This is a genomic window from Bacillus sp. LH1 (assembly GCF_057924895.1).
The window spans coordinates 2552056-2576595 of the sequence record NZ_CM175007.1 but is presented as its reverse complement, the minus strand read 5'-3'; the positions used below and the strand labels follow the sequence as shown (position 1 = coordinate 2576595).

Sequence of the window (24540 nt, the reverse complement as noted above, 5' to 3'; positions counted from 1 at the left end):
ACTATGATTTTCTTTGTCCTTTAACTGTTTTTTGGGCTAGCCTCTAGGAACTCAACATAACTACATATAGAAAAAGAACATTATTTGGTTCGATAGTACTAGGTGACTCGGCTAGCACAATTGCTGAGTCACCTATTTATCTATAACAAAATAAAGCATTTGTTTAATTTATTACTTGTTCTTTTTAATGCATTATTCTATTACAATCCATTTTCATGTTATAATTACCAACAGTACATATTTTAATAGGCACAACAAATTCCTATTATTTCTAAATGGATTAACAAATAAAAATACGTGTAGAAGAATTCAGAGTTTCACTGAATTCTTTTTTTATGGATCTTTCAAAATCTTTTACATCTTCCTTCATTCCTTCTTTTTAATAAACTTCAACTTTTATTACAATAACGCTTTTTTAAAATACAATCGTTTTTCTATAAACTTTGTAACCTTCATTTCCTTTCCTATGATTACAATTTCCTCCTAGCAACCAAGTATTGGCTATATCCCCCATATGAACACCTCAATTTTATTGGCATATACTTTGAAGGAAAAAACATTTCAATTAAACATATACCTACAAATTCAGTTGCTAATAATTTACCAAAAATTACTTAACATTTAATTTTTTAAAGGAGGTATTTATGAGATTCAATCGAAAATCAAACTCATCAAATTCGTGTGATAAATTTCAGCAACCCTGCTTTGTTTCTATATCCCCTTGTGATCAAAGTAATTGCTGTACACCTGTTTTTTTCTCGAATGCTCAACAACAAGAATTATTGCAAATAATAAATCAATTAAATCAAGCCATCCTTTCTTTTTTCACAACACCAAATCCAACAACTATACAAATACTCCAATCAGCATTACAGGCATTAAATGATTTATTAATAGCAGTACAACCAAATACACCAAATAGAAATTTAGTTATAAGAACTATAAATCAATTAATTAATTCTTTACCTACCGCATCTCTCACTCAAATCTCAGCATTATTCCAATTTCTATTCCAAAGCTTGTCTTCACTTATAAGTTGTTCAAATATATCGGACCCCTTATTACAGCAAACATTCAACTTAATTTTACAAGGAATCTTAAATAGTTCGCTATTAAGTAACATCGGAACACCGGGGCCGACTGGAGCCACTGGACCTAGAGGATTTCCTGGACCTAGAGGCGCTCAGGGTTCTCAAGGTGTGCAAGGAATTCAGGGGCCGGAAGGACCAGAAGGACCGGAAGGACCTCAAGGTGTGCCAGGGATTCAGGGACCGGAAGGGCCGGAAGGGCCTCAAGGACCTCAAGGTGTAGAAGGAATTCAGGGGCCGGAAGGACCAGAAGGACCGGAAGGACCTCAAGGTGTACAAGGGATTCAAGGACCACCAGGACCACCTGGGCCTACTGGTTCAGGGACCGGAATGGGAATTCCTGGACCACCGGGACCTACTGGGCCTCAGGGTATCCAAGGGATTCAAGGACCGGAAGGACCGGAAGGGCCCACTGGACCTCAGGGTGTACAAGGAATTCAAGGGCCGGAAGGACCGGAAGGAGCCACTGGACTTCAGGGTGTGCCAGGAATTCAAGGGCCGGAAGGACCACCAGGAGCCACTGGACCTCAAGGTGTGCAAGGAATCCAAGGGCCGGAAGGACCACCGGGACCTACCGGAGATTGTGATTGTCCACCGGGACCTACTGGACCGACCGGACCTACTGGGCCAACCGGACCTGCATGTAATTTCCTAGTATATGCTACAAATGCAGGACTCATAGATGACCCTACAAATGATACAGTATCTGTAATTAACACCGGAACAAATATAGTAGTTGATACAATTACTGTAGGTAATGCACCACTTGAAGTAACGGTTTCACCAAATGGAGCTCGTGCCTATGTTACTAATATTTTTTCTGATACCGTTTCCGTTATTGATACTGCTACGAATACTGTTATCGCTACCATTCCCGTTGGAACTGATCCAATCGGTGTAGCTGTTTCTCCAGATAACACAACTGTTTATGTTGGAAATCATGGTAATAATACTGTTTCTGTTATTAATGCAGCTACCAATGCAGTTATCACGACCATTCCTGTTGGCCTCGCTCCACAAGGAATCACTGTTTCACCAAATGGGACCTTTGCATATGTTGCAAACGAATTAAGCAACACAATTTCTGTTATTAATACTGCTACCAATGCAGTTATCGCTACCATTCCTGTCGGTATTCGCCCTAGAATAATCGTCTTCACACTAGATGGTACTCGTGCTTATGTGACAAATCAAAACAGCAATACTGTTTCTGTTATTAACACCGCTACCAATGCAGTTATTAATACAATTAACGTAGGTATCGAACCTGTTGGTATAGATATTACACCGGGTGGAAATCTTATTTACGTTGTAAATAAAGTTAGTAATAATGTATCTGTAATAAATGTGGCGACAAATACTGTAATTGATACAATTTCTGTTGGTTTATCTCCTGATCAAGTAACCATCATACCTGATGGCACTCGAGCATATGTTACAAATCAAGCTAGTAATACTGTTTCCGTTATTGATATTGCTACGAATACTATTATCACTAATATCCCAGTAGGTGTCGCTCCAACCGGAATAGCTACTGGAACTATTTGTGAATAAAATAAAGAAATGAAAGCCACAGATAGTTTTTATTAACATTGATAGTATGTGATATTCTTTCTTTAACTACGTTCAAACAACCAGGATAAACCTCTATATTCTGTTAATATTCTTTTCTGTTTTGTCTTACAGAACCTGCCGAGCCGCTAGCTGTTGTTAGCTGCTCTCTTTCTATAAAATCCAAATCAAATACCAATCAATTTACTGAAATTGATTTTTTTGGAATTACATGATAATATTTACCTATAAAATTATTACCCTTATACAAAGAGCTATGAGCCTTTCCACTCATGGCTCTTTTTTATTACGATTTTCACTTCACATCTACACGATCAACTTTACCGTTTATCCAAACCGCGACTTGCTCACCAAATCCACTCATTGGTGGATTGACTACTGTTACATTTCCGCCCTTCACTATTAAAAGTTTGTTGCTACCAACATCAATTTCTACTTTTTTCAAATGTCCATCTCTCTTTTACTACCGCATGTACTCGACAACATCAGTTTTAAAGCCACTTCCCAAATAAACCCTTACTGGAATTATTTCTTTTTTATCCCTCACTGCCTTACACAATTCTTCAGCTGTATCCCAATTGGAAAACTTGTCTACAACTCTTTGAAATCTCCGTGTATTCATTAACTCTTAGGATTTATTCTCATGTTTTACCGAGCATGCAGGAAGAAGGAGTAAAAAATTTTGGTGAAAATATCTTTGGATAGCTAACGTTTGCAGAATGTTTGCATTTTATATCAAAAAGCCAAACAAATCTTGTATTAACAAGGTTTATTCACTTTAACATATGTTATCATGTATAATACATATGTTAAGTAAATTCAGAATAACGAGGCAAATATTATGGACTTTGTTTATATTAATCAAAACGTGTTAAATAATCTTCTATACATTTTATGTAGTATATTTGTTTTTTATTTCATATATGATAGCCGGCACTATTTAAAGAAATATAAAATACTACTGATTACCCTTTGTTCTAGTATTCCGCTTATTTTATGTATGCGATACCCTATCTATATGGATGAAAGTTGTATTCATGATTTAAGACAAATTCCGGTCATAATAGCTACGCTTTATGGTGGATTCCCTGTCGGTATCATATTGTTTACAATTTTATTAATTACAAGATTTATATTTTATGGATTTAATATGCTAACAGTCGTTGTTTACGGAATAATGTTCATCGTTACAGCACTCGCATCTTCAAAATTTAATACATATAATAGAAAACTTAAAGTAGCTTTTTCCATGTTTTTAACCTTTTTCCTAGCAATATTTACAACTTTAATTGTATTAACTTTATCAGATTTTGAAGTGAATAATTTGTATATTATTTATTTCATGGTATTACCGACTACTTTAATGTTATTTATTGTTTATATAAATGAAGTTATAAAGGATGCTGTATTAATGCGCTCTAAATTAATTAAAATGGAAAAAATGGAGATTGTTAGCCAACTCGCTGCAAGTATATCGCACGAAGTAAGGAATCCCTTAACGGTTGTAAAAGGATTTACACAGCTTTTAAAAACACAAAATTTAACTCCTGAATCAAGAGACGAATATATTAAACATATACTTGAAGAGTTAAATCGTGCCCAAGAAATTATCGATGATTACTTAACGTTTGCCAAACCTGCTCCAGAAAAATTAGATCAAATTTCAGTAAAACAAGAGTTAAATCGAGTTATTAATATGATATTGCCATTGTGTAATATGAATACGATACATATTACACAGGATTTTTCTGAGGCAACCATTGTTGGTAATAAACAGCACTTTCAACAATGTTTTTTAAACTTAATAAAAAACAGTATTGAAGCAATGCCTAATGGTGGTACCTTAAATATTTCCTCATCTATCAATAATAGTAAAGTTGAAATACGAATTGAAGATAGCGGAGTTGGAATGTCACAGGAGCAAATACATCGATTCGGTGAACCGTATTTTAGTACAAAAACAAAAGGAACTGGTTTAGGTACAATGGTTGCTGTTAAGATTATTGAGACGATGCATGGAAGTTTAAAAATCCGAAGTATCGTTAGTAAAGGAACGACTTTAACGATTACGTTCCCGAAATATAGTGAGAATACGCATTTAAACAAATAAAAAAGGAGCATAGTTGCTCCTTTTTTATTTGTTTCGATACATAAGTATCTTCAATGTTTTTTTAGTTTACATTTGTGAAGACTAATTAAAAATTAGTATCCTCCGCCCCAGCAGCTGCATCCTACAATTATTAATAGAATGAATAACACAACTAGTAAAGCGAAACCTCCACCAAAACCACAAGAACCACCGTAACTCATATTTTCTCCTCCTTTTGGTTTGAAAACTAATAGGTAGTTGATCATTTTAACTGGTTCGTATTATACATTATGTATATATCCCTTTTTTGAGCATGTCTACATAAAAATAAGTAAAAGCACTCGTTTAAAGAGTGCTTTAAAATGGATACCAAAAGTTTTGAAATACGTTTAATTTTAAATATACCGCAACAATAAATATGAAAATACCGGCAAATAAAGCGATGAAATCTTCACGTTTCGCCTTACTTGTATAAAACCATGTACGTTTATCCTTCTTTCCAAATCCTCTTAAATCCATTGCATTTGAAACCGTATCTATTCTTTCTAGAGAATGAATGATTAGTGGCCAGAAAATTAAAACACGGTTCTTCATACGAACCCATAAACTTGCTTCTCCTTTTTCAAAAGCCACTCCTCTCGCTTCTTGCGCGTGTTTAATAATTTTATACTCAGACTGGATGTCAGGAATATAACGTAGTGCAATATTTATTGCATATGTAATCTTATAATGAATACCAAGTTTACTTAAGCTACTTACAAATTCGCTTGGATCTGTCGTGTAAATAAAAAGAAGTGTAAATGGTAATAACGTAAAATACTTTAATGAAAGTGTAGCTGCATAAAATAATGTTTCATATGTAATCGTTGCATATCCAACATGTAAAAACGCGGTATATGATTCAGTTAATTCAGATCCATGAGTTGGTGTAATAAATAAAATCATGACAGAGTTTAATAAACTAAATGTAAATATGACACTAAAAACAATTAAAATTTTACGAAATGGAATTTTAGCAATGCTGAGTCCGATACACCCAATAATAAATAATATTAGCAACACCCGAAAATCAAAAAACAAAAAAGTAAGCGTCATACAAAAAATAAATAAAAACAATTTCACTACCCCATCCATACGATGAAAATATGTACTATGCACCTTCCTCCCTCCTAGTACTGTCTAAATAAAGCTCCATAAATTTTTCTGGACATGCAATCCCACTAAATTTAATAAGCTTGGTTAAAGAACTCTCTCTTAAGTTGGCTCTTTGTAACGTTTCTTGATTGCCTAATACATCAAACACTGTGTTATCCGCAATAATTTTCCCTTCATGTAGAACTACTGCACGGTCTGTATATTCTAGCGCGAGATTCATATCGTGAGTGATAACAACAAATGAAATTCCCTTTTTAGCTAGGTTTTTAATAAACGACATAAATTGTTTATAATGATAATAATCTTGTCCCGCTGTCGGTTCATCTAATATGATAAGCTTAGGATTTGTTGTTAATACAGATGCGATTGTTAGTCTCTTTTTTTGCCCATAGCTTAGTGCTTGAATTGGCCAATTACGAAATGGATATAAGCCACAAATTTTTAAAATCCCTTCTACTTTATTCTTAATTTCTTCCTTAGAAAAATTATGTAATGTTAATGTAAATGAAACTTCTTCAAAAACAGTAGGCTGTGTAATCATATGATTTGGATTTTGCATCACGTAAGATATGATTTCCCCACGTTTACGAATAGACCAAGAACTAATATCTTCACCTTTTAACGCAATTTTCCCATTTTTCATTTTGTTTATACCTATAAGACTATGAGCTAATGTGGATTTCCCTGCTCCATTATGTCCTAACAGTGCCACAATTTCTCCTTCATATATTAAAAGGTTTACATTTTCTAATACTTTTTGTTTATTAGGGTATGAAAATGATAAATTCTCCACTTTAAGTAATTCCTTGTTTTTAGCATTCCTTTCTAATATGACTTGTTTCTCCATCCACTCTTTTATAACGTTGCTTACCTTTTCTTTTTGAAGGTTTTCCATTGGATATATTACGTCATTATTACAATCAAAGTGTAATCTCTTTAATGCTTCGATGTAAATAGGCTCTCTTAAGCCAATACGTGGTAATATATTTGACGCTAAGATTTCTTTTGGTGTTCCCATCGCAATGACTTTACCTTCATCAATTAATATAACTTTGTCTAAATCCAGTTTTAAAATTTCTTCTATCCTATGTTCGATAATAACAATCGTTTTATTATACTGCTCATGTATATCTTTCATAAGTTCTATCGTATGTATGGCGCTTAGTGGATCTAAGTTCGCTAATGGTTCATCGAACAATAATATATCCGCATTTGTTGTTAATAAACCAGCAAGAGAAACTGTTTGCTTTTGACCTCCTGATAATTCATGTGGACTTTGTTTATGAAACGTATGCATCTTCACCTTTCTTAATGAGTCCGAAACAATCTTTTTCATGTTATCTTGCTTTACACATTCATTTTCTAAATAAAAAGCTACATCTTCTTCTACTGTCAGACCAATAAATTGAGCATCTTGATCTTGTAAAATTGTTCCTACCTGTTTACTTTGTTCAAAAATACTTCCTTCCCTTGGGTCTTTACCGGCAATTAAAACGTTACCTGTGCTATTCCCTTCGTAAGAAAATGGGATTAGCCCATTTATACAATGAGCTAATGTCGACTTTCCTGAACCACTTCGTCCAGCAATTAGCACTTTTTCCCCAGGGTATATATGAAAGGTAATATCACTTAAAGTAGGCTGCGCAGCATGCCCATATTGAAAGGTGAATTGTTCAAACGAAATAATTGGTTGCATGTTAACATCCCTACTTTTCAATTTTTAAATGTGTATGTTTCTTATTGGATTTCGCCAAACCAATTGTAAGTGGCAATCCAAGTACTAAGAAAACGATGACATCGGAAATTGTTGCTCCTAATACTTGTATAACAATTTTGTCAAATGGTTCTCCCATCACAATAATATCGAATGCCCCAGCAAATATAATAGCAATGACAATACCAACTAGCCCAGTAATTGCTAAATAAGAAATATCCCCCTTGTTAAACGACCCGTTTTTCACACTAAAACCAACTCTTTTTTGAATAAGCCCCATTGAAAAACCAATAATTCCTGAACTAATAACCCATCCCCACCAAATACCCCATCCAGCAATCGTATCTGTTACGGTATGACCGATAAGTCCGATTAACAGTCCTGCCACTGGACCAAATAATGCTCCAAAAACAGTTAATATAGCTAATGCTGGTTTAATAAATGTATTCGGTGCAATAGAAAATCCCCAAAGTCCTAATATCCCGTATAATGCTGCTCCAATACCGATTGCTACTACTAACTTTGTTGATAATTTATTCATGACAATTCCCCTCTCATATTAGTCAACTTTTATTACTCTATATTTAATTTAAAAATGAATTATGCATCGACACTCCCTTTCTATACAACAAAAAAATGACCTCTTACATAAGAGGTCACTTTCTTTCACTTTCAAGAATCCTCTTATCTTTCAAAAAACACATCGTGTCCTCTGCGGAATTAGCACCTTCCTATAAAATTGCATAGGGGTTGCTGAGGTTTCTTAGGGCCGTTCCCTCCACCTCTCTGGATAAGTATTAATTTGTAATTCGTATTATGGCACTAAAGAATGTAAATTTCAACACTTTTCTTACTATTTTTATTTTTTATTAAATAGCGCATTTAAATCATTGTATTCTTATCGGAATTATGAAATAATGAATTCAAAATCGTTTCGGGGAGGAATGCATTATGAAAGTTATTGGTTTGATTGGAGGATTAAGTTGGGAATCTACATCATTATACTATAAACATATTAATACACTTACACTCTCTCAATACGATCAAAATGCGAAGCTAATTTTATATAGTATGGACTTTGGTGAAGTAACTACTTTATTACAAAACCATCAATATGAAGAAGTGAAAAATGAACTAGTTACAGTTGCAAAGAAAGTTGAAAAATCTGGGGCTGAATGTTTATTAATGTGTTCAAATACTGTACATCTATTTGCCGAGGAGGTAGAACAAGCAATATCTATCCCGCTTCTTCACATTGGTGATGTAAGTGCTAAAGAAATGGTAGAACAGAATATAAAACGTATCGGACTATTAGGAACAAAACAAACGATGGAGCAAGATTTCTATAAATCACGATTAGCGAAATATAACATTGAGACAATTATCCCAAATGACGAGGAAAGAACTTTTATCCACCATGTCATATTAGATGAATTAAGTAGAGGGATCATTTCAGAAACATCTAAAAAAAGGTTATTACAAATTACAAAATCATTAATTCAAAACGGCGCTGAAGGTGTATTATTAGGCTGCACTGAAATACCTTTACTCATCTCCCAAAATGATCTTGCTGTTCCCGTTTTTGATACTGCTTTTTTACATGCAAATACTGCTGTACAATTTGCTGGATAAGAATACACAAGCATAAAGGTGAGAACCTCTATGCTTGTATACAGTTACGACTAATTATCCCGCTATTTGCAGGCAGTAAAGCCCCACCAATTAAAGTTTTACTTTATTCAAAAGAGATTCAATAACTGCAATCGCTTCTTTTGAACCACCACATTCTAAAAAGCTATCATTAAGTTTTCTTATACCATATTTATACTTTTCATTTGAAAGTACATCTGTTACGGCCTCTTTTAAAGTGTGTACATTAACATGTTCTTTCAATAATCTATGTGCCGCTTCAAGCTCAGTTAATCTTTGCGCTATCATTGGCTGATCTTTATCATGCGGTATTATTACAAATGGGACATTATAATGAATGGCATCGTGTACACTATTCATACCGCCATGTGTAATAAAAACATCTGCTTCATTTAATATTTCTGATTGAGGTACGTATGGAGCAATTATAAAATTATCTGGTGCTTCCTTAATTTTAGAAATATCATTTCTATCACCAATTGCCATTACAACTATCCCATCAAAATCTGAAAAAGTATCAATACAAGTATTAAAGAATGGTTCGAGTCCTTCAAGCAGTGTTCCCATTGAAATATAAATAACTTTCTTTTCTTTAAGTGATTCCAGTGGAAACTTTATATTTGTTTTACGCTTTGAAATACTCGGTCCAATAAAAATGTTATTTTCCCCGAACGATTCGCTATTAGGTTGGAAATAACGACTTGTGTATACGAGACAAACATCACCCTTATTATTCATAAATTGAAGATTATTCTTTGGTTTTACTCCAAATTTATGTTCCATCTGATTTAGTAATTTTTCAGAGATTTCCTCTGGTTGAAATGGCATATCTGCATTTGGATGAAAAGGTAATGTCTTCAAAAATTCTGGCGGAATTAAAAATATAGGTGAGGACACTACACCTGGAACTTGTAAATATTCCTTTACTAACTCTCCTGCGCCAAATATATCATAAATTACGAAATCAAATTTTATACTTTCATATAATTGTTTCGTAATTTCTAATATATATAAAGAAGTTTGAACATGCACATGAAAGAAAGCATTTAACCCAGATGAGGTTTCAGCATCAATAGAAATCTCTTTTAATAGATCCGGATGAGTATGTACAGTAGCTCCTAAATCTTCAATTCTATCCTTAAAGTTTGCCGTTGTAATATAATGTACATTATCCCCTCGTTCAGTAAAGGCTTTTACTAAATTTAATGTAGGGTTTACATGCCCCTCTGCTGGAAAATTAACTACTAAAATATTTAGCACTTATTCCTCACTCCTTACATTTCACTGTTTTAATTAAGCATACTGTTATTTGTACAAGTAATCTCCCCCTAATAGTCCTAATATGCTTGCTACATTATATTGATAAATAATTTTCAGTCATCAACATAAAAAAAGCATCTACCTATGTAGATGCCTAACCGTGATAAGGAGTGTTCTGTGAGGTTAGAACAAGCTTTTCTGCTTGTCCTATGCTATCAATATATGATTGATTTTATAAAACGTGAATCGTTAATAGAATTATTTTATCCATTTTATATGATCAAATGGATAAAATATCATTTCTACTTTACCTATTATATTTGACTCATCAATAAGTCCAAGTGTATTCCTACTATCTTTACTATGATTACGATTATCACCTAACACAAATAATTTATGCGTAGGAACTTTTATTTCTCTAAAATTTGAAAAACGATTGGATACTTGTGACATATCTAAATGTATATACGACTCATCACGCTTTTTACCGTTAATAAATACCTCATCCTCTTTTAGTTGTATGTTATCCCCCGATAATCCAATAATTCGTTTCACATAGTAAGTAGGCGCGTCTTCTTTTTTTATAATGACAACATCTCCATGATGAAAAGACGATAAACAGACGTTTACCTTATTAACAAGTATATAATCTTTTTCATTCAAAGTAGGTTGCATCGAAATTCCTTCTACCATACAAAATAAAAAGGACTTATTAATAAAAATAACCCCTATTATAATGAATATGTAGCTACATATGTTCCTCCAATATTTTAGAATAAACAGCTTCATATATACCCCATTTCTAATCTATTCCCAGATAAAAACGCCTCTAGTTTACAGGAATGCTAGAGACGTTTCGTACATTTTAATTCTCTTTAGAGGCATCTGTTTTTGGCGCTTCACCAGTTAATCTCTTATTTTTCAAATCAAAATAAGCATCTAAAACTTCTTTTCCAATATCGGAGTTAATGCCCGATTTATCATTTTCAACCCATGGTACTACAACAGAAAATGCTACTTCTGGATCATCATATGGCGCATATCCAGCCAATGTTAAGTTATAACATTCTCTACGATCACCTTTCGCATTTCGCCCAATTTCATTTTCTCCACCATATACAGTTTGTGCGGTCCCTGTTTTACCAGCTGGTTTATATGGTGCTTTTTGGAATGCTCTTACTCCCGTTCCATCTCCCTCTTGAAATACTTTTCTAAATCCTTCTTTTACTTGATTAATATATTCTTGTTTCATATCGATTCTATTTAAAACAACGGGTTCTATTGATTGTACTACTTTACCAACCTCATCTTTTTGAACGGTTTGTTCTCTAATCTCTTGAACAATTTGTGGTTTCATTCGATACCCTCCATTTGCGATAGTCGAAATATATTGTGCAAGCTGAAGTGGTGTATACGTATCATATTGTCCAATAGAATAATCTAATAAGAAACCAGGCTGATTATCTTTTCTTCCAATTTGTCCTGCGGTTTCATTTGGTAAATCAATACCAGTTTGTACGCCTAGTCCAAATTGCCTGAAATAATACCTCATTTTATCAAAATATTCTTGTTTAATATCTAGTGAACTATTTTTCACATAACCCACGCCAGCAATTTTTAATGCTATATTAAACATATAAACGTTTGAAGAAACTTGTAACGCTCTTAGATCGTCTATATCACCAAAATTTTTCCAAGACTTCTTTTCCTTAGTTCCTTTAAATTTCATAGGTGCATCATAAAAATGTGTTCCAGGAGTTATTGCATTTGTTTCAAACCCTGTTAACACTGTCGCACCTTTAACCGTTGATCCAAGCTCATATGAACTTGTCAGCGTGCCTAAAGCATAATCTTCAACTTCCATTTTCCCGTCTTTTTCTACAAGCCTTTTCCCAGCCATTGATAATACTTGGCCATTTTTCGGATTCATCATCACTACGAAAGCACGGTCTAACATTGATTCTGATCCTTTATATTGTTTTAATATTTTTTCTATGCTCTCCTCTACTTTTTTTTGCAATTCCATATCTATTGTTAAAGTTAAATTTTTACCGCTTTTCCCTTCCGAAACCGTTTCCGTTCTAATAGTATTTCCTTGTTTATCAGCAATGCTTCTTACTTCTTTTTTTGTACCATGAAGTACATCTTCGTATTGCTGTTCGATATAACTTTTGCCGACCCTATCATTTCGGCTATAATCACGCACTAAATAATAATCTAATCGTTCACGTGGCAATCCTTCATCAGCATTTGAAACGTTACCAAGGACAGAACGGAATAATCCATCATTTACATAGATTCTCTCCCAATCAACTGATGCGTCTACTCCTGGAAGGTTCGCTAAATTTTCACTAATCACCGCATATTCCTGTTCACTAACGTCCTTTTTAATAATTTGAGGTGCCATTTGAAAACCTGAGGTCATTTTACTTTTAATAGCTAACACTTCTATATCTTTAGCCGTTAGTTCTTGAAGATTTTTATCTGTAACGCGTTTCCTTTTTAAATCTTCTATTTTTTTGTCTAGCTCTTTTCCGGTAATATCCTTATCTCTGAACTTATCTATTTCTGTTTTTGATACTAAGTCTTGAGCAAGTTCTGGATTTAATTGCATCCAAAAGTCTTTCTTATCAGTCTCAGTTAACTTATCTATATCTTCTTGTGGCATTTCAATAATATCTGCAAGTTGTCTTGCTGATTTTAATATTTCTTCTTGTTTTACACCTTTCACCTTTGTATATGTAATCGTACGTAAAGACTTATTATCAACTACTGGATTTCCTTCACGATCAAATATTTTCCCACGTGGTACAGAAAGGCCCACGGTTGCATTTTCTCTCTTTTCTACTTCATTTTTATATGTTTCTCCATCAAAAATTTGCACTTTCCCTAACTGAATAATAATGCCAGAAAATAATAAAAATACACAAAGGAATAAAATATTTAACCGGAGAGGTACTACTCTACCACTTTTCTTCTCTTGCTTTTTCACCTTGTCATAATCTCCTCCTTACAATATTTCAAATAATAATCACATTTCTATATTAAAAGTAATGTACAATTTCTATACATTGCTTTGTACAAATATTAATATAATGTTTAAAACTTAATAGAAATTAAAACAAAGGTAAAGAAAAGGTAAAGTTTACTAAATTAAATATAAAAAATACCCAATAACAAAAAGCTTAGTTTTCACTAATCGCTTTGTTATTGGGTATTAATTGATTTAAGAATTACTACTAGTGCGTATTGCTATACATTTGTCGTCACAATTAGAAAGAGATTGTTTACTTAGTACTTTCGGTAAGTAAATAGTTACTGTTGTCCCGACACCAACCTCGCTCATGATACTAATTGTCCCTTGATGACTTTCAATAATTTTATAACTTAACATTAATCCAATACCAGTCCCTTTTTCTTTCGTACTATAAAAAGGTTCACCTAATCTCTTAATTCTTTCTTCAGGTATTCCTATTCCTTCATCTATTACATGAATGATGACACCATCATCATTTATTTCTTTTATGTGAATTGAAATTTCCCCACCATTTGGCATAGCTTCGATTGAATTTTGCAAAATATTAATAAATACTTGTTTCAATTGATTTTCTGAGCATTCAATAATTATATCTTTGTCATCCGTAAATAGTTCAACTTGAATATTTTTCATAATTGCTTTTGTATTCATTAACGATACGACATTTTTAAAAATTCGATAAATATTTTTCTTTTCTGTATTTATCTCATCTGTTTTAGCGATTGATAGAAATTCTTGCAGGATTGCTTCTATCCTTTCAATTTCAGAAAGCATAAGATCAAAATATCTTTCTTGATCTTCTTTATTAATTTGAAATAACTGTATAAAACCTTTAATTACAGTTAAAGGATTTCTTACTTCATGAGCCACGCCAGCTGCTAATTGACCAATTGCTGCAAGCGTATCTGATTTATTTAGCAATTCTTCTGTTTTTTTTCGCTCTGTAATGTCGCGTACAATAATCATAATTTTATCATGTAATAATGGTAAGCACCTAGCCTCAAAGAAATCAATACTTCCATTAAGTGTGAGTGGATATTCTACAATTACATTCGTTCCTTTTTCCTTCACTTGATTAATGGCTTCCTGAAACTGCTGTGCTACTGACGTTGGTAATACTTCGTAAAACTTTTTTCCCATAAAAGCTTCTGCGGGTACGTAAAACTTTGTAGGAGATCCTGCCTTGTAATCTATAATTGTGCCATCATCTTCTGTTAAGAAACATAAATCTGGTAAAGCTTTAAAAATTAATTCCAGTTCAGATGTTTGTTGTTTTAACTGCTCTTCTATCGCTTTTAAATGTGTAATATCTACACCAACAGCCCAATAACTATATCCTGTTACAGGAAACTGTTCTGATATATTCGACCACATTATTGTTTTGATTTCACCATTTTTACATGTTAAGTGCATTTCCCAATCTCTGAAATTTTTTCCACAAGTTAAAAATTTCTTTTGTATTTGATGGCGATAATTATGATCAGGATACAATAATTGCAGTGCATTGGGATTTCCAATTATTTCTTCAGCGGTATAACCTGTTACAATTTCGCATTCTCGATTCCACAAAACAAAATCTCCATTATAATCAAGCGCATCGACCATAACAGGCATGTTTTGTAAAATCGTATGTAGTTCCTCTTCTTTCCGAGAAAGCAACGTTGTATTTTTACTTTGAAATACTTTTATTGCACCATCTAAAATTAAACTTGAGAGCATTTCAAAGTATTTTTGACAACTGAAAATTTCACTTTTTTTGGACCATACAACAAAAGATCCTAAATGTTGATTGTATAAGAAAATGGGGATTTCAATCTTTGGAAGTTTACTCTTTTTTATCTCATTCATTCCGAATGAAAAAACACACTCTTTTTCAGCATCAAGAAGTTGATGTGATATGTTAGTTAATTTATAAAATTGTTCTGCCATGGTTTCTATTGTACTCACATCAATAAGTTCCATTAGCCGCGAATTCATTCCTTTTTCACCTCAATATGTAAAATTAATACAAATCTAAAATTCATACTTCTCCATTATACGAAGAAAGCTAGTGTAGGTATATAGCTGTAGAATAATTATTCGAACAAATTTTATTTTTCAATTAAAACAAGAAAAGAATATATATACTGAATATACCTTTAATTAGTATATATTTCGTTGATTCCTCACTTATTATCTAGATAACTTGAATTCCTTCTTACATTCACTGAATTTTTACTCGAGAGTCATACACGTTACTAATAGCGGTATAAACATGCAATAAGTATAAAGTTCATAAAATATTCACAATTTTTATGAAAAATATAAACATTTATTCCAATATATTCTATATAATAAAATGTAATAAGGCTTCTATGAATCTCATAGAATACCTTACCCCTAATAAAAAAGAAAAAAGAATCCATTTGGATTCTTTTTTCTTTTTTATTTACATTACATATTTATATAAAGCATGTGCCACACCATGTTCTTCATTTGATAACGTTTCGTATTTACACATTGCTTTTATTTCTTCAACTGCATTTCCCATTGCAATTGATATGTTCGCTTTTTCCATCATAGAAACATCGTTTAGGCCATCACCTATCGCTACAGTATTTTCAACCGGAATATTAAGATGTTCTGCTAAAGTATATAATCCATTCCCTTTTTGAGCATCTCGATGATTAATCTCTAAATTGTGCCAATATGAAGATGTAATTGCTAAATCTGTATTATCAAGAAATGTTTCTTTTAGTTTTTTTAATTTCTCAATATCATAAGAAAATGGTAATAGTTTATGCACATGTATATCTGTTTCTACAATTGGTTTACAACTTTCCGCACTATGAAACGCTGTATGCTCAAGATATAATGCTGCGATTGTTTCTAACTCTTTCAAGTCGAAATTTTCTTTTGAATTCTTCACATACTCAATTTCATTACGTACACTCTCTACTCCATAATCCGGTACATACACACCTTTATCAGTATAAAGCTGATAATATAAACCATTCTCTTCAAGATATTCTACAATTTCAAGTGCCTGCATATTTTGAATCGGATATCTCTTCATCATTTTTTTATCTTTATATATAAGAGCCCCATTTTCCGCAATGATTGGACACTCTAAATTAACTTCTAACAATAATCGCTCAATGTCAACAATAGAACGTCCTGTACAAATTGCTACAACATGGCCAGCTTCTTGACATGTTCGAATTGCTTCTGCATTTTCTTTACTTATCATTTTATTCCCCGAAAGAAGAGTTCCATCTAAATCAATTGCGATTAATTTCATTATTTCTTCACCACTTTCTATAAATACACGAGTTCTAATTAATTATTAGGTATCGTTTTCATACAATCCTCGTGAGGTACTTCTTATTTATAATTTATGAAAAGCGTTTCAGGTCAAGAAATAATTAAAAATAAAATCCAAAGCTTTTCCTTTTAAAAAAGCTTTGGATTTTAAACTATGAATTATAACTAATGTATTTTGTCTCACACATGTACACATTTTTTTCTTCAGTTGGGATATATACTTTAAACTTTTCTAGCCGTTTTCCATAGACATGAATCGTAATAACGCTTTCATTTTTACTAATTTCAAGAATATGACAATCCGCTGGTGGAATTACTTTATCTGTTTCTCCTTCTCCCAAATAAAGATTTCCTGTATGTGTTAAATAAACAAGTGAATTTCCAAGTTGTTTCGTTTGTATAAAGTTCTTCACCATAATCCTTCCTGAAAAAACGCCTTCTACTCCCCATGTGCCGTCATGGTCATGTAAAGGTGTAGATTGTCCATCTTTCCATACGAGAGCTAGTACTTCAAAACGTTTGAGCGGATCTTCATACAATAAATGTCGTGCATATTGAGTCAAATTGGCCTTCTGTTTATCTAACGGAAGCCATGTTTTCTTTTCTAAAAGTTCTTCTAGTAACTTTTCAATGCCACACACTATTTCTTCTTCAAATAAACCGTTTTCCATAAGATTTGTAACACCTTTAATAAACTTTTGAAATGATTTACTTCCATTACAAGTCAACATAAGAATCCTCCTCTACGTTTTATACAATTCCATATTAAGGTAATTGCCGAAAACTCACAATTGAGAAACAAAAAAACAAGATGCAAATGTATGCACCTTGTTAAGATTTTTATTTGGCTTTCAATCGAATAGGTAAGTATTTTAATGTTTGTTCATTTTCCAATATACATTTTTCTAAACAGAAAGATGGAGATAGCTCTATTTTTTCAAAAGCATTTATAAAGGTAGTTAATGCAATCTCAGCTTCTAAACGTGCAAGTGGTGCTCCTAAGCAAAAGTGAGGACCTTTCCCAAAGGTTAAATGCTTTTCATTTCCTGTTCGATGTACATTAAATTGAGAGGCTTGTGAAAATTTTTTCTCATCTAAATTCGCTGCACTAACCCACGCAACAATCATCTGATTCTTTTTCATGAAAGGACCAAATATATTTGTATCCTCTTTGAGACTCCCACGACTAAAGTCGCAAGCCCTAATCCTTACGGATTGACGGGTGGGATTCTTGAATGACTAAACGTTCGCAGTCCATTTCTGTTTTGAACAGACTTCAAGATGAGGGCATCTCATTGCCCCTCCTAAGACAGTGCGTATAGCATCTTAGGCTGATTGACTGTTACCATCAATCACAGTTGCGTAGCGAATATTCATCGCCCCAACAATATCACGATGTTTCTCAAATCCACATCGGCACTTGTATTTTCTGTCTGGTGCTTTGTTCTTTTCAGAACATTTCGGACATGTTTGACTTGTATAAGCAGGGTTCACATATTCTACCTTAATACCAACTAAATTCGCTTTGTATTCAATGAATTGTGCTAAACGATAGAATGACCAAGTGTGTAGATTTTTCTCGTTTTTACGGCTTGTTCTTGCCGTCTGTCTAATATTCGTTAGTTGTTCTAAACGAATAACAGAAATGTTATTATCAGTTGCAAAGTCAATGATTTCACGACTTACTTTGTGGTCTTGGTCTTGCATCCATCTTTGTTCTTTATCATCAAGTTGTCGAATGGCATTTAATTTCTTATTTTCACCTAACTTCTTACGAACACTACGAAACTTACGTTTCATATATTTGTTTTGTCTACCATTGCCGAAGAAACGAACTTTCTCATCGTCTGTGATGGCTACCGCAGGGACTTTAAGACCTAAATCTACCCCTAAAATCTTCGTTCCTGTTTTTTCATTTGTAGGAATTGTGACAGATATTTGAGCAATCCACTTATTAGATTTCTTCGTGATACGAAGTGTACCTAACTTGTGTGTTAACAAATTAAAATTGCGATTATATTTATCAGTTAATAAAGCACGAACCTTTAAGCGAGTGGATTTTCCATTTACCATGAGTGGAACTGAAATGTGCGTGAAGTCAAACGAATAGTTTTGATTGTTCCATACACAAACAGGTCTCTTTAGAATCGGAATAACTTTGTATTTACTTTTTTTCACCTTTGTAGAAAACACACTTTTAGCGTCTTTAATTGCTTGGTTCTTCACTGCGCTTGGAAGATTCGCTTCAACATCTTTTGTACTTTTCTTAGTGCTCTTCTTCGCTTCAGCCATTTCAGATACAAGTGTATTAATGACTTTGATATACTCATAGCTACTTTGTTCCAATAACTGAATTTGTTCTTTTGTTGGAAGCAATTTAACTTTGACTGTGATTGTTTGTGACACAATTTTCACGCCCTCGTCTTTTGATTTTCAACACACTGTTTAATTGTCTCAGTCGATACATTTCCAGCAGTAGAAACAAAATAGGAACGTGTCCATAGACTTGGCAAGTGTTGAAGATGAGGAAACTCTCCTCTCAAACGCTTCGATGTCACTCCTTTAATTTTCGCCATTGTGTCAGCAGGACTAAGTGTTGGTAGTGTATTTAAGAACAAGTGAACGTGGTCTTTGTCGCATTCCATTGCGACAATAGCAACATCCATTTCTCCGCATATTTCTTGAACCAACTCTTTGAAACGTTCTTCTACTTTTGTGTTAAGAAAAATTTTTCTTCTGTATCGCGGGCAAAACACAAAATGGTAGTTAATTAATGACACAGTTGTTTTGGTTCTTCTATAATCATTTATCATATTCACATTGTATCAGTTTTACTTTTAAACTACACCACAAAAGATACCAATATTTTGGATACTTAAAGTACCACAAACTTAGCGATTTTTAGTGGTACTCCGTATCCAACCTCACTTTCATCCCATGCCTAAAGGCGATGGGCTTTCCCGTTCGGAAAGGGCTGTAATCCTCCGGGTCAATGTAACAGGAAAGCGATAGCGTAATACTTCCTCAATCGCTTTTAAAATTAAGTTAGGTTCTTTTCTTAACTCTTCATAAATTCCAGGTGAATCTACTAAAAAGCAATAAAAGCTATTAATAATTAAATTTGTAGTGGTTTCATTCCCAGCCGCTAGTAAACCTAATGAAAAGGTTACAATTTCCCCATCGGTTATTACTGAAGTCATTGAATTTAGTAAATCACGAATTGAACATGAATTGAGTTGGATTACATCACTTATGAAAAAATATGAAAAAATAACAAGAAAAGTTAAAAATAATGAATGAAAATGATATTTATTATCAATACTATAATTAATAAAAGGGCAACCACGATTTGGCTACCCTTCAAACATTTACACTTCTGGATCGAAAGTTTTGCAATCTGTTTCTTCCGTTGTAGATGCATGTTTACCTTTATGACTTACTACGTAAATTGCCTCTGCACTACATTTATTACCGTTCGCCCAAAATTTACAGTTATTTACTTCACATAAAACGTCTTGTGCCATAGTATCACACCTCCTTGTTCTATTATCATTAACAAAATTCGGAGGTATGATACTCTTTGTCATGCATTTTTTATTCCCTTTTTAGCTTTCTTAATGGTTCAATATCTCCTCGTACAATCACATCTATATTTTCAGTTATTTTTTCAATGTCAAAATGCCACCATTGAATTTGTAATAATTCTTCTATTATTTCATTTGAAAATCTCTCTTTTATTTTATTTGCTGGATTTCCACCAACAATTGTATATGGTGCGACGTCTCTAGTCACAACAGATTTAGCTGCAATGATTGCACCATCTCCTATTTTTATTCCGGGCATAATAGTTGTGTCCATACCAATCCAAACGTCATTTCCTATAACTGTATCGCCTTTGTAAGGTAAATCAGACAAACTAGGTGTATACTTCTCCCACCCATTTCCAAAGATATTAAATGGATATGCCGAAAATCCATCCATCCGATGATTCGCTCCGTTCATAATAAAGTTAACTCCAGATGCAATACAACAAAACTTTCCAATAGTAAGGCGATCCCCAAGAAATTCATAATGATATAATACTCGATTTTCAAATGTTTCTCCATCTTTCGCATCATAATAAGAATAGTCACCAACAAGTATATTAGGTTTTGTTATTGTATTTTTTATAAATTGAACGTTTTGATTTCCTTCAATAGGGTATTTAATATTTGGATTAGGATTCATTTTGTACAGCACTTCCTTTACCACTTATTTCACTTTCTACCGCTATTACTGGCTTTAAATTGTATATAGGTAAAATAAACAATAATCCAATTATAAAAAGTAAAGCCGTCCCTTCATACATCATACTTAATGAAAACATCTCTTTTAATGAGCCAGCTATACTCATCGTTACTACCATTGAACCGGTAAATAGCGGACTTAAAATACCATTTACACGACCTATAAAATCGGTATCGCTATTTTGAATAATAAGCGTATTAATACCAATTTGGATACAAGGAAGAGCTAAGCCACTAAAAAGCTGAGCTGTAAGTGTCACCCATAAATTTGTAGAATATCCTATAATGCCAATACCAATTGCTTGACCAAGCATACCGATAATTAACATCTTTTGCGGAGCAACGTTTTTCGCAAATACCATTGCTAATGCTCCGCCAACAATCATTCCCGCACCATTTACTGTTAGTAGCCACTGTAAACTCTCTTTTGATAATCCTAGCTGCTCAGTCACAATAAATATACCTAATGGTTGAATTAATCCTATACCTAGTCCTGCAGCCATAAAGCAAAGCCCTAGCAAAGTTAATGCTTTTTTCTTTTTGACATACTTAATACCATCCTTCATCTCCTGCAGCAGAGTGATATCTTTCTTTTCTACGTCGTTTTCAAGATCTTTCGGAAGAAATAACAATACAACTGCCGCAAGTAAAAACGAGATTCCTGTTATGATGATTGAAATATAAATTCCAAAACTATGAAAGATAAATGTCCCTAGAATTGGTCCTAATACCATAAATATTGCAAATATCGTTTGATATATAGACATCGCTAATTGAATTTGTTCCGTTGATAAATGTTGTTTAAACAACTTCATTCCAGATGGTTGTGAAAACTGTGAAAGGATTGCAGAGATGAGTGTCACAAAAAACACAATTTTCCACGTTCCAAACATAAGCGTAATTAATACAGCGAATACTGAAATGGAACTTAACGTTTCACACCATATCATTGTCTTCTTTGGCTTCCACCTATCAGCAAAGGTACCGCCAATAAATGAAAAAATAAAAATTGGAGCGAATTCAGCAACTGAAATCATAGAAATAGCAAAAGCATCACCTTTTGTCATTTCCATTACATATAGTAATACCGCAAAGTTTCGAACCCATATTCCTATTTGTAAAAATAATGCTGATGCTAAAATCCCTTGTACAAACCGATTTTTTAATACTTGTGATACCCCATTGTTTTGTTTCGTTACTACATTTGTCGACATAAAAAAGCCTCCTATTTCATGTTCTGAACAGGAGGCAGCACAAATCATATAAAAAGACTATATATTCGCAGAGCGAAATACATCCCTTTTCTATAAATGTACAGACTAACCCTATTCAGAAGAATATTTCGTTTTTTAACGAAGATCTCTTACAAATAGAATTAGTTGATCATTGGGATGTCTTCACCCTTCCGTTTCGAATTTAAATAACACATACATACTCTATGTAAATCATTTTCGATGTATGCATGTCTCCTTTTAACTATTCTAGAAAGTTAAAGGTAATTCCTCTAAAGAACGCATTAAATAGTTACCTTGCCATTTAATTTCTTCACGATTCCCTTTTATTTGTAGTTCAGGCATTCGATTAAACAAAGTAGTAATAGCAATCTTTGCTTCTAACCTCGCAAGTGGAGCTCCTAAGCAGAAATGACTACCATGACCAAAGGCAATGTGACGGTTGTTCTCCCGTGTAATATCAAATATTTCTGGATTTTCAAATACTGTTTCATCACGGTTCGCTGAAGCCAATGCAATAATAACCATATCTCCTTTCTGTATTGTTTGATGGTGAATTTGAAAAGGTTCCGCTGCCCATCTTGCAGTTGTAACCTCAACTGGAGAATAATAACGCAATCCTTCCTCAATAGCCGAATCAATTAGTTTTGGATTATCTTTTAATAACTGTAATTGATTTGGATTTTCAAGAAGTGCTAATACCGTATTTGTAATTAAATTCACTGTCGTCTCATGTCCTGCGACAATTAATAGCATTATCATTGAATATAGTTCCCGAGCGCTAAGTTTATGCCCTTCACTCTCTGCAAGTATTAAAGCACTCACCAAGTCTTCTTTTGGCTCTTTTCTTTTAATATCAACTAAATATTGAAGATATGTAATAAATTCAGATAGTTGTTTTTCAGTCTCTTTTATTTCTTCAGGTGTTTCTGGTGATGCAATAACAGCATGAGACCAAATCCTAAATTTCGCTTGATCTTCTTTTGGAATACCGAGCATCTCGCTTATTACAATAATTGGTAATGGAAATGAATAATCATCCACAAGATTTAATGTACCTTTTCGCTCTATATCACTTATCAAATCATCTGCTATTCTCTGAATTCTTCCGTCTAATTGTGCAATCATCTTCGGTGTAAAAGCTTTTTGAACTAAAGATCGTAAACGACTGTGGTTAGGTGGATCTGAATTTAGCATATGTGTTGTTAAGTGGTCACTATTATCAACGGAAAGATACATGTTCTTTATATCTTGAGAAAACACATTTGTCCAATCTTTTTTTAAACGATTATCTTTTAAAAGTGGCAGAGCATCTTCATATCTAGTAATGAGCCATTCTTTACCGATTTCAACTTGGTTTACAAATAATATAGGTTGTTTTTTTCGCGATTCTTTATAAATTTCATACGCATCTTCTTTAAACTGAGCTGAAGCTAAATTAATGCCATCCTCTATGCTTAACCCAACTTTGTTTTTCATTGACATTGTATTCCCTCACTCTCATTTGTTTTTGAAAACCAACCAACATATGCATTATACTCTAATAAAAACGTGAAAATTGTAAATTTTTAATCAAAATCTTACTTCGTATATTGAAAAATAAAAAAGTGAGAAAGTAAAATCGTTTCACTTTCCCACCTCTCTTTATGCGAAGCACATAAAATTACTAATTTGTTGATAGCGATAACTTACTTTACGACGACGACCACCTTGCCAAGTGTAACCTGATACTCCGTTTCTTCTCACTTCAGTCGGAAAGAACCATAAATCCCTTCCAAAAGGTCCAGGACGATGTAAACGTAAATAGCCCCATCTTCCTAAACAGTTACACATCCATGATTTCATATTGCCTGGTTGTGCTGGAGAAGCAAATGTAGACGGTAACGATGGCGCTTGTGACGGTGGTGGTGACGTTGGAGCATCCTCCGCATCATCTGGTCTGTAATCTTCTTGTTCAATATCTCTCACTTCATTTGTAGGTTCATACCCGTAGTTTTGTGGATTATAATACATCGCTTGATCATATGGATAATTTTGTTGGTTATACATATTAACAAATCACCTTCTTTTCATTCATTACCTTTATCATTCATATGTGATATGCCCTCTCTAGGAAGCTTATGTATAGCCCAAATTCAACTTAAAAAGCTCGTA

At 33.3% G+C, this 24540-nt stretch carries 21 protein-coding genes, 2 pseudogenes and 1 riboswitch; of the genes and pseudogenes, 3 read left to right on the top strand and 20 right to left on the bottom strand.

From position 1 onward, the window contains the following. The first annotated feature begins 644 nt into the window (after window positions 1–644). A complete protein-coding gene (locus ACX9TM_RS13305; protein WP_072770317.1) occupies window positions 645–2642 on the top strand; it encodes a YVTN family beta-propeller repeat protein in 1998 nt (665 codons plus the stop codon). A 313-nt stretch (window positions 2643–2955) separates the two neighbouring features. On the opposite strand, the gene ACX9TM_RS13300 is transcribed toward ACX9TM_RS13305, so the two are convergent. Continuing rightward, entirely contained in the window at window positions 2956–3105 is a 150-nt protein-coding gene (locus ACX9TM_RS13300; RefSeq protein WP_000754941.1) for a DUF3954 domain-containing protein, read from the bottom strand. A gap of 396 nt (window positions 3106–3501) precedes the next feature. Here ACX9TM_RS13300 and ACX9TM_RS13295 point away from each other — a divergent pair, with 396 nt between their 5' ends. Further along, a complete protein-coding gene (locus ACX9TM_RS13295) occupies window positions 3502–4770 on the top strand; it encodes a LytS/YhcK type 5TM receptor domain-containing protein (RefSeq protein ID WP_000348330.1) in 1269 nt (422 codons plus the stop codon). Between the two features lie 92 nt (window positions 4771–4862). On the opposite strand, the gene ACX9TM_RS13290 is transcribed toward ACX9TM_RS13295, so the two are convergent. From ACX9TM_RS13290 to ACX9TM_RS13275, 4 genes are all read right to left on the bottom strand, one after another. After that, window positions 4863–4970 carry a YjcZ family sporulation protein gene (locus ACX9TM_RS13290; RefSeq protein WP_000120182.1) on the bottom strand — a complete coding sequence of 36 codons (108 nt, stop codon included), beginning with the start codon at window positions 4968–4970 and terminating at the stop codon, window positions 4863–4865. A 136-nt stretch (window positions 4971–5106) separates the two neighbouring features. Further along, window positions 5107–5907 carry an energy-coupling factor transporter transmembrane component T family protein gene (locus ACX9TM_RS13285; protein ID WP_000556372.1) on the bottom strand — a complete coding sequence of 267 codons (801 nt, stop codon included), beginning with the start codon at window positions 5905–5907 and terminating at the stop codon, window positions 5107–5109. Next, window positions 5900–7600, bottom strand: a complete 1701-nt coding sequence (locus tag ACX9TM_RS13280) for an ABC transporter ATP-binding protein (protein WP_063220388.1) — start codon at window positions 7598–7600, stop codon at window positions 5900–5902. The genes ACX9TM_RS13285 and ACX9TM_RS13280 overlap by 8 nt, the downstream gene beginning before the upstream one ends. Window positions 7601–7610: 10 nt before the next feature. Next, window positions 7611–8159, bottom strand: a complete 549-nt coding sequence (locus ACX9TM_RS13275; RefSeq protein ID WP_001038210.1) for an ECF-type riboflavin transporter substrate-binding protein — start codon at window positions 8157–8159, stop codon at window positions 7611–7613. Between the two features lie 140 nt (window positions 8160–8299). Next, a riboswitch (SAM riboswitch) is annotated at window positions 8300–8415 on the bottom strand. Window positions 8416–8569: 154 nt separating this feature from the next. Between ACX9TM_RS13275 and ACX9TM_RS13270 the strand changes: the two genes are divergently transcribed. Then, entirely contained in the window at window positions 8570–9250 is a 681-nt protein-coding gene (locus ACX9TM_RS13270; protein WP_065382407.1) for an aspartate/glutamate racemase family protein, read from the top strand. A 90-nt stretch (window positions 9251–9340) separates the two neighbouring features. Here ACX9TM_RS13270 and ACX9TM_RS13265 read toward each other — a convergent pair whose 3' ends face one another. From ACX9TM_RS13265 to ACX9TM_RS13195, 15 genes and pseudogenes are all read right to left on the bottom strand, one after another. Further along, window positions 9341–10528 (bottom strand): macrolide family glycosyltransferase, encoded by a 1188-nt coding sequence (locus tag ACX9TM_RS13265; protein ID WP_063220390.1) that lies wholly within the window; start codon window positions 10526–10528, stop codon window positions 9341–9343. A 258-nt stretch (window positions 10529–10786) separates the two neighbouring features. Continuing rightward, window positions 10787–11317 (bottom strand): signal peptidase I, encoded by a 531-nt coding sequence (gene lepB, locus ACX9TM_RS13260; RefSeq protein WP_063220391.1) that lies wholly within the window; start codon window positions 11315–11317, stop codon window positions 10787–10789. Between the two features lie 76 nt (window positions 11318–11393). Continuing rightward, window positions 11394–13520, bottom strand: a complete 2127-nt coding sequence (locus ACX9TM_RS13255; RefSeq protein WP_000743775.1) for a peptidoglycan D,D-transpeptidase FtsI family protein — start codon at window positions 13518–13520, stop codon at window positions 11394–11396. 234 nt (window positions 13521–13754) lie between these two features. Then, the gene (locus tag ACX9TM_RS13250) at window positions 13755–15542 is read right to left on the bottom strand and encodes an ATP-binding protein (RefSeq protein ID WP_001088552.1); all 1788 of its coding nucleotides are present in this window, start codon (window positions 15540–15542) and stop codon (window positions 13755–13757) included. A 451-nt stretch (window positions 15543–15993) separates the two neighbouring features. Beyond that, window positions 15994–16845, bottom strand: a complete 852-nt coding sequence (locus ACX9TM_RS13245; protein WP_063220392.1) for a Cof-type HAD-IIB family hydrolase — start codon at window positions 16843–16845, stop codon at window positions 15994–15996. 175 nt (window positions 16846–17020) lie between these two features. After that, window positions 17021–17599: a cysteine dioxygenase family protein gene (locus ACX9TM_RS13240; RefSeq protein WP_000954442.1), complete on the bottom strand. Its 579-nt coding sequence runs from the start codon at window positions 17597–17599 to the stop codon at window positions 17021–17023. Window positions 17600–17708: 109 nt separating this feature from the next. Further along, window positions 17709–18044, bottom strand: a pseudogene (locus ACX9TM_RS13235) (cytochrome P450); the annotation flags it as partial. A 150-nt stretch (window positions 18045–18194) separates the two neighbouring features. After that, window positions 18195–19274: an RNA-guided endonuclease TnpB family protein gene (locus ACX9TM_RS13230; protein WP_000084148.1), complete on the bottom strand. Its 1080-nt coding sequence runs from the start codon at window positions 19272–19274 to the stop codon at window positions 18195–18197. A 5-nt stretch (window positions 19275–19279) separates the two neighbouring features. Beyond that, complete coding sequence (gene tnpA, locus ACX9TM_RS13225) at window positions 19280–19681, bottom strand: IS200/IS605 family transposase (RefSeq protein ID WP_000606464.1); 402 nt, start codon at window positions 19679–19681, stop codon at window positions 19280–19282. 162 nt (window positions 19682–19843) lie between these two features. Continuing rightward, window positions 19844–20056: pseudogene (locus ACX9TM_RS13220) on the bottom strand (cytochrome P450); the annotation flags it as partial. Window positions 20057–20236: 180 nt separating this feature from the next. Continuing rightward, a complete protein-coding gene (locus tag ACX9TM_RS13215) occupies window positions 20237–20392 on the bottom strand; it encodes a DUF1540 domain-containing protein (protein WP_000046095.1) in 156 nt (51 codons plus the stop codon). Window positions 20393–20462: 70 nt separating this feature from the next. Next, window positions 20463–21095: a Vat family streptogramin A O-acetyltransferase gene (locus ACX9TM_RS13210; protein WP_065382646.1), complete on the bottom strand. Its 633-nt coding sequence runs from the start codon at window positions 21093–21095 to the stop codon at window positions 20463–20465. Beyond that, window positions 21085–22368 (bottom strand): MFS transporter, encoded by a 1284-nt coding sequence (locus tag ACX9TM_RS13205; protein ID WP_000106396.1) that lies wholly within the window; start codon window positions 22366–22368, stop codon window positions 21085–21087. The genes ACX9TM_RS13210 and ACX9TM_RS13205 overlap by 11 nt, the downstream gene beginning before the upstream one ends. Window positions 22369–22635: 267 nt before the next feature. Continuing rightward, a complete protein-coding gene (locus ACX9TM_RS13200) occupies window positions 22636–23871 on the bottom strand; it encodes a cytochrome P450 family protein (protein WP_000062123.1) in 1236 nt (411 codons plus the stop codon). Between the two features lie 159 nt (window positions 23872–24030). Next, on the bottom strand, window positions 24031–24435 hold the full coding sequence (locus ACX9TM_RS13195; protein ID WP_000282687.1) for a hypothetical protein: 405 nt from the start codon (window positions 24433–24435) through the stop codon (window positions 24031–24033). Window positions 24436–24540 lie beyond the last annotated feature (105 nt).

What these genes read in the sequence shown, in the direction of transcription:
- ACX9TM_RS13200 (WP_000062123.1), bottom strand. Translation starts at nt 23,871, where the DNA reads ATGTCAATGAAAAACAAAGTTGGGTTAAGCATAGAGGATGGCATTAAT.
- ACX9TM_RS13305 (WP_072770317.1), top strand. Translation starts at nt 645, where the DNA reads ATGAGATTCAATCGAAAATCAAACTCATCAAATTCGTGTGATAAATTT.
- tnpA (WP_000606464.1), bottom strand. Translation starts at nt 19,681, where the DNA reads ATGATAAATGATTATAGAAGAACCAAAACAACTGTGTCATTAATTAAC.
- ACX9TM_RS13240 (WP_000954442.1), bottom strand. Translation starts at nt 17,599, where the DNA reads ATGTTGACTTGTAATGGAAGTAAATCATTTCAAAAGTTTATTAAAGGT.
- ACX9TM_RS13275 (WP_001038210.1), bottom strand. Translation starts at nt 8,159, where the DNA reads ATGAATAAATTATCAACAAAGTTAGTAGTAGCAATCGGTATTGGAGCA.
- ACX9TM_RS13245 (WP_063220392.1), bottom strand. Translation starts at nt 16,845, where the DNA reads ATGAAATTAATCGCAATTGATTTAGATGGAACTCTTCTTTCGGGGAAT.
- ACX9TM_RS13205 (WP_000106396.1), bottom strand. Translation starts at nt 22,368, where the DNA reads ATGTCGACAAATGTAGTAACGAAACAAAACAATGGGGTATCACAAGTA.
- ACX9TM_RS13250 (WP_001088552.1), bottom strand. Translation starts at nt 15,542, where the DNA reads ATGAATTCGCGGCTAATGGAACTTATTGATGTGAGTACAATAGAAACC.
- ACX9TM_RS13270 (WP_065382407.1), top strand. Translation starts at nt 8,570, where the DNA reads ATGAAAGTTATTGGTTTGATTGGAGGATTAAGTTGGGAATCTACATCA.
- ACX9TM_RS13215 (WP_000046095.1), bottom strand. Translation starts at nt 20,392, where the DNA reads ATGGCACAAGACGTTTTATGTGAAGTAAATAACTGTAAATTTTGGGCG.
- ACX9TM_RS13195 (WP_000282687.1), bottom strand. Translation starts at nt 24,435, where the DNA reads ATGTATAACCAACAAAATTATCCATATGATCAAGCGATGTATTATAAT.
- ACX9TM_RS13295 (WP_000348330.1), top strand. Translation starts at nt 3,502, where the DNA reads ATGGACTTTGTTTATATTAATCAAAACGTGTTAAATAATCTTCTATAC.
- ACX9TM_RS13280 (WP_063220388.1), bottom strand. Translation starts at nt 7,600, where the DNA reads ATGCAACCAATTATTTCGTTTGAACAATTCACCTTTCAATATGGGCAT.
- ACX9TM_RS13290 (WP_000120182.1), bottom strand. Translation starts at nt 4,970, where the DNA reads ATGAGTTACGGTGGTTCTTGTGGTTTTGGTGGAGGTTTCGCTTTACTA.
- lepB (WP_063220391.1), bottom strand. Translation starts at nt 11,317, where the DNA reads ATGAAGCTGTTTATTCTAAAATATTGGAGGAACATATGTAGCTACATA.
- ACX9TM_RS13210 (WP_065382646.1), bottom strand. Translation starts at nt 21,095, where the DNA reads ATGAATCCTAATCCAAATATTAAATACCCTATTGAAGGAAATCAAAAC.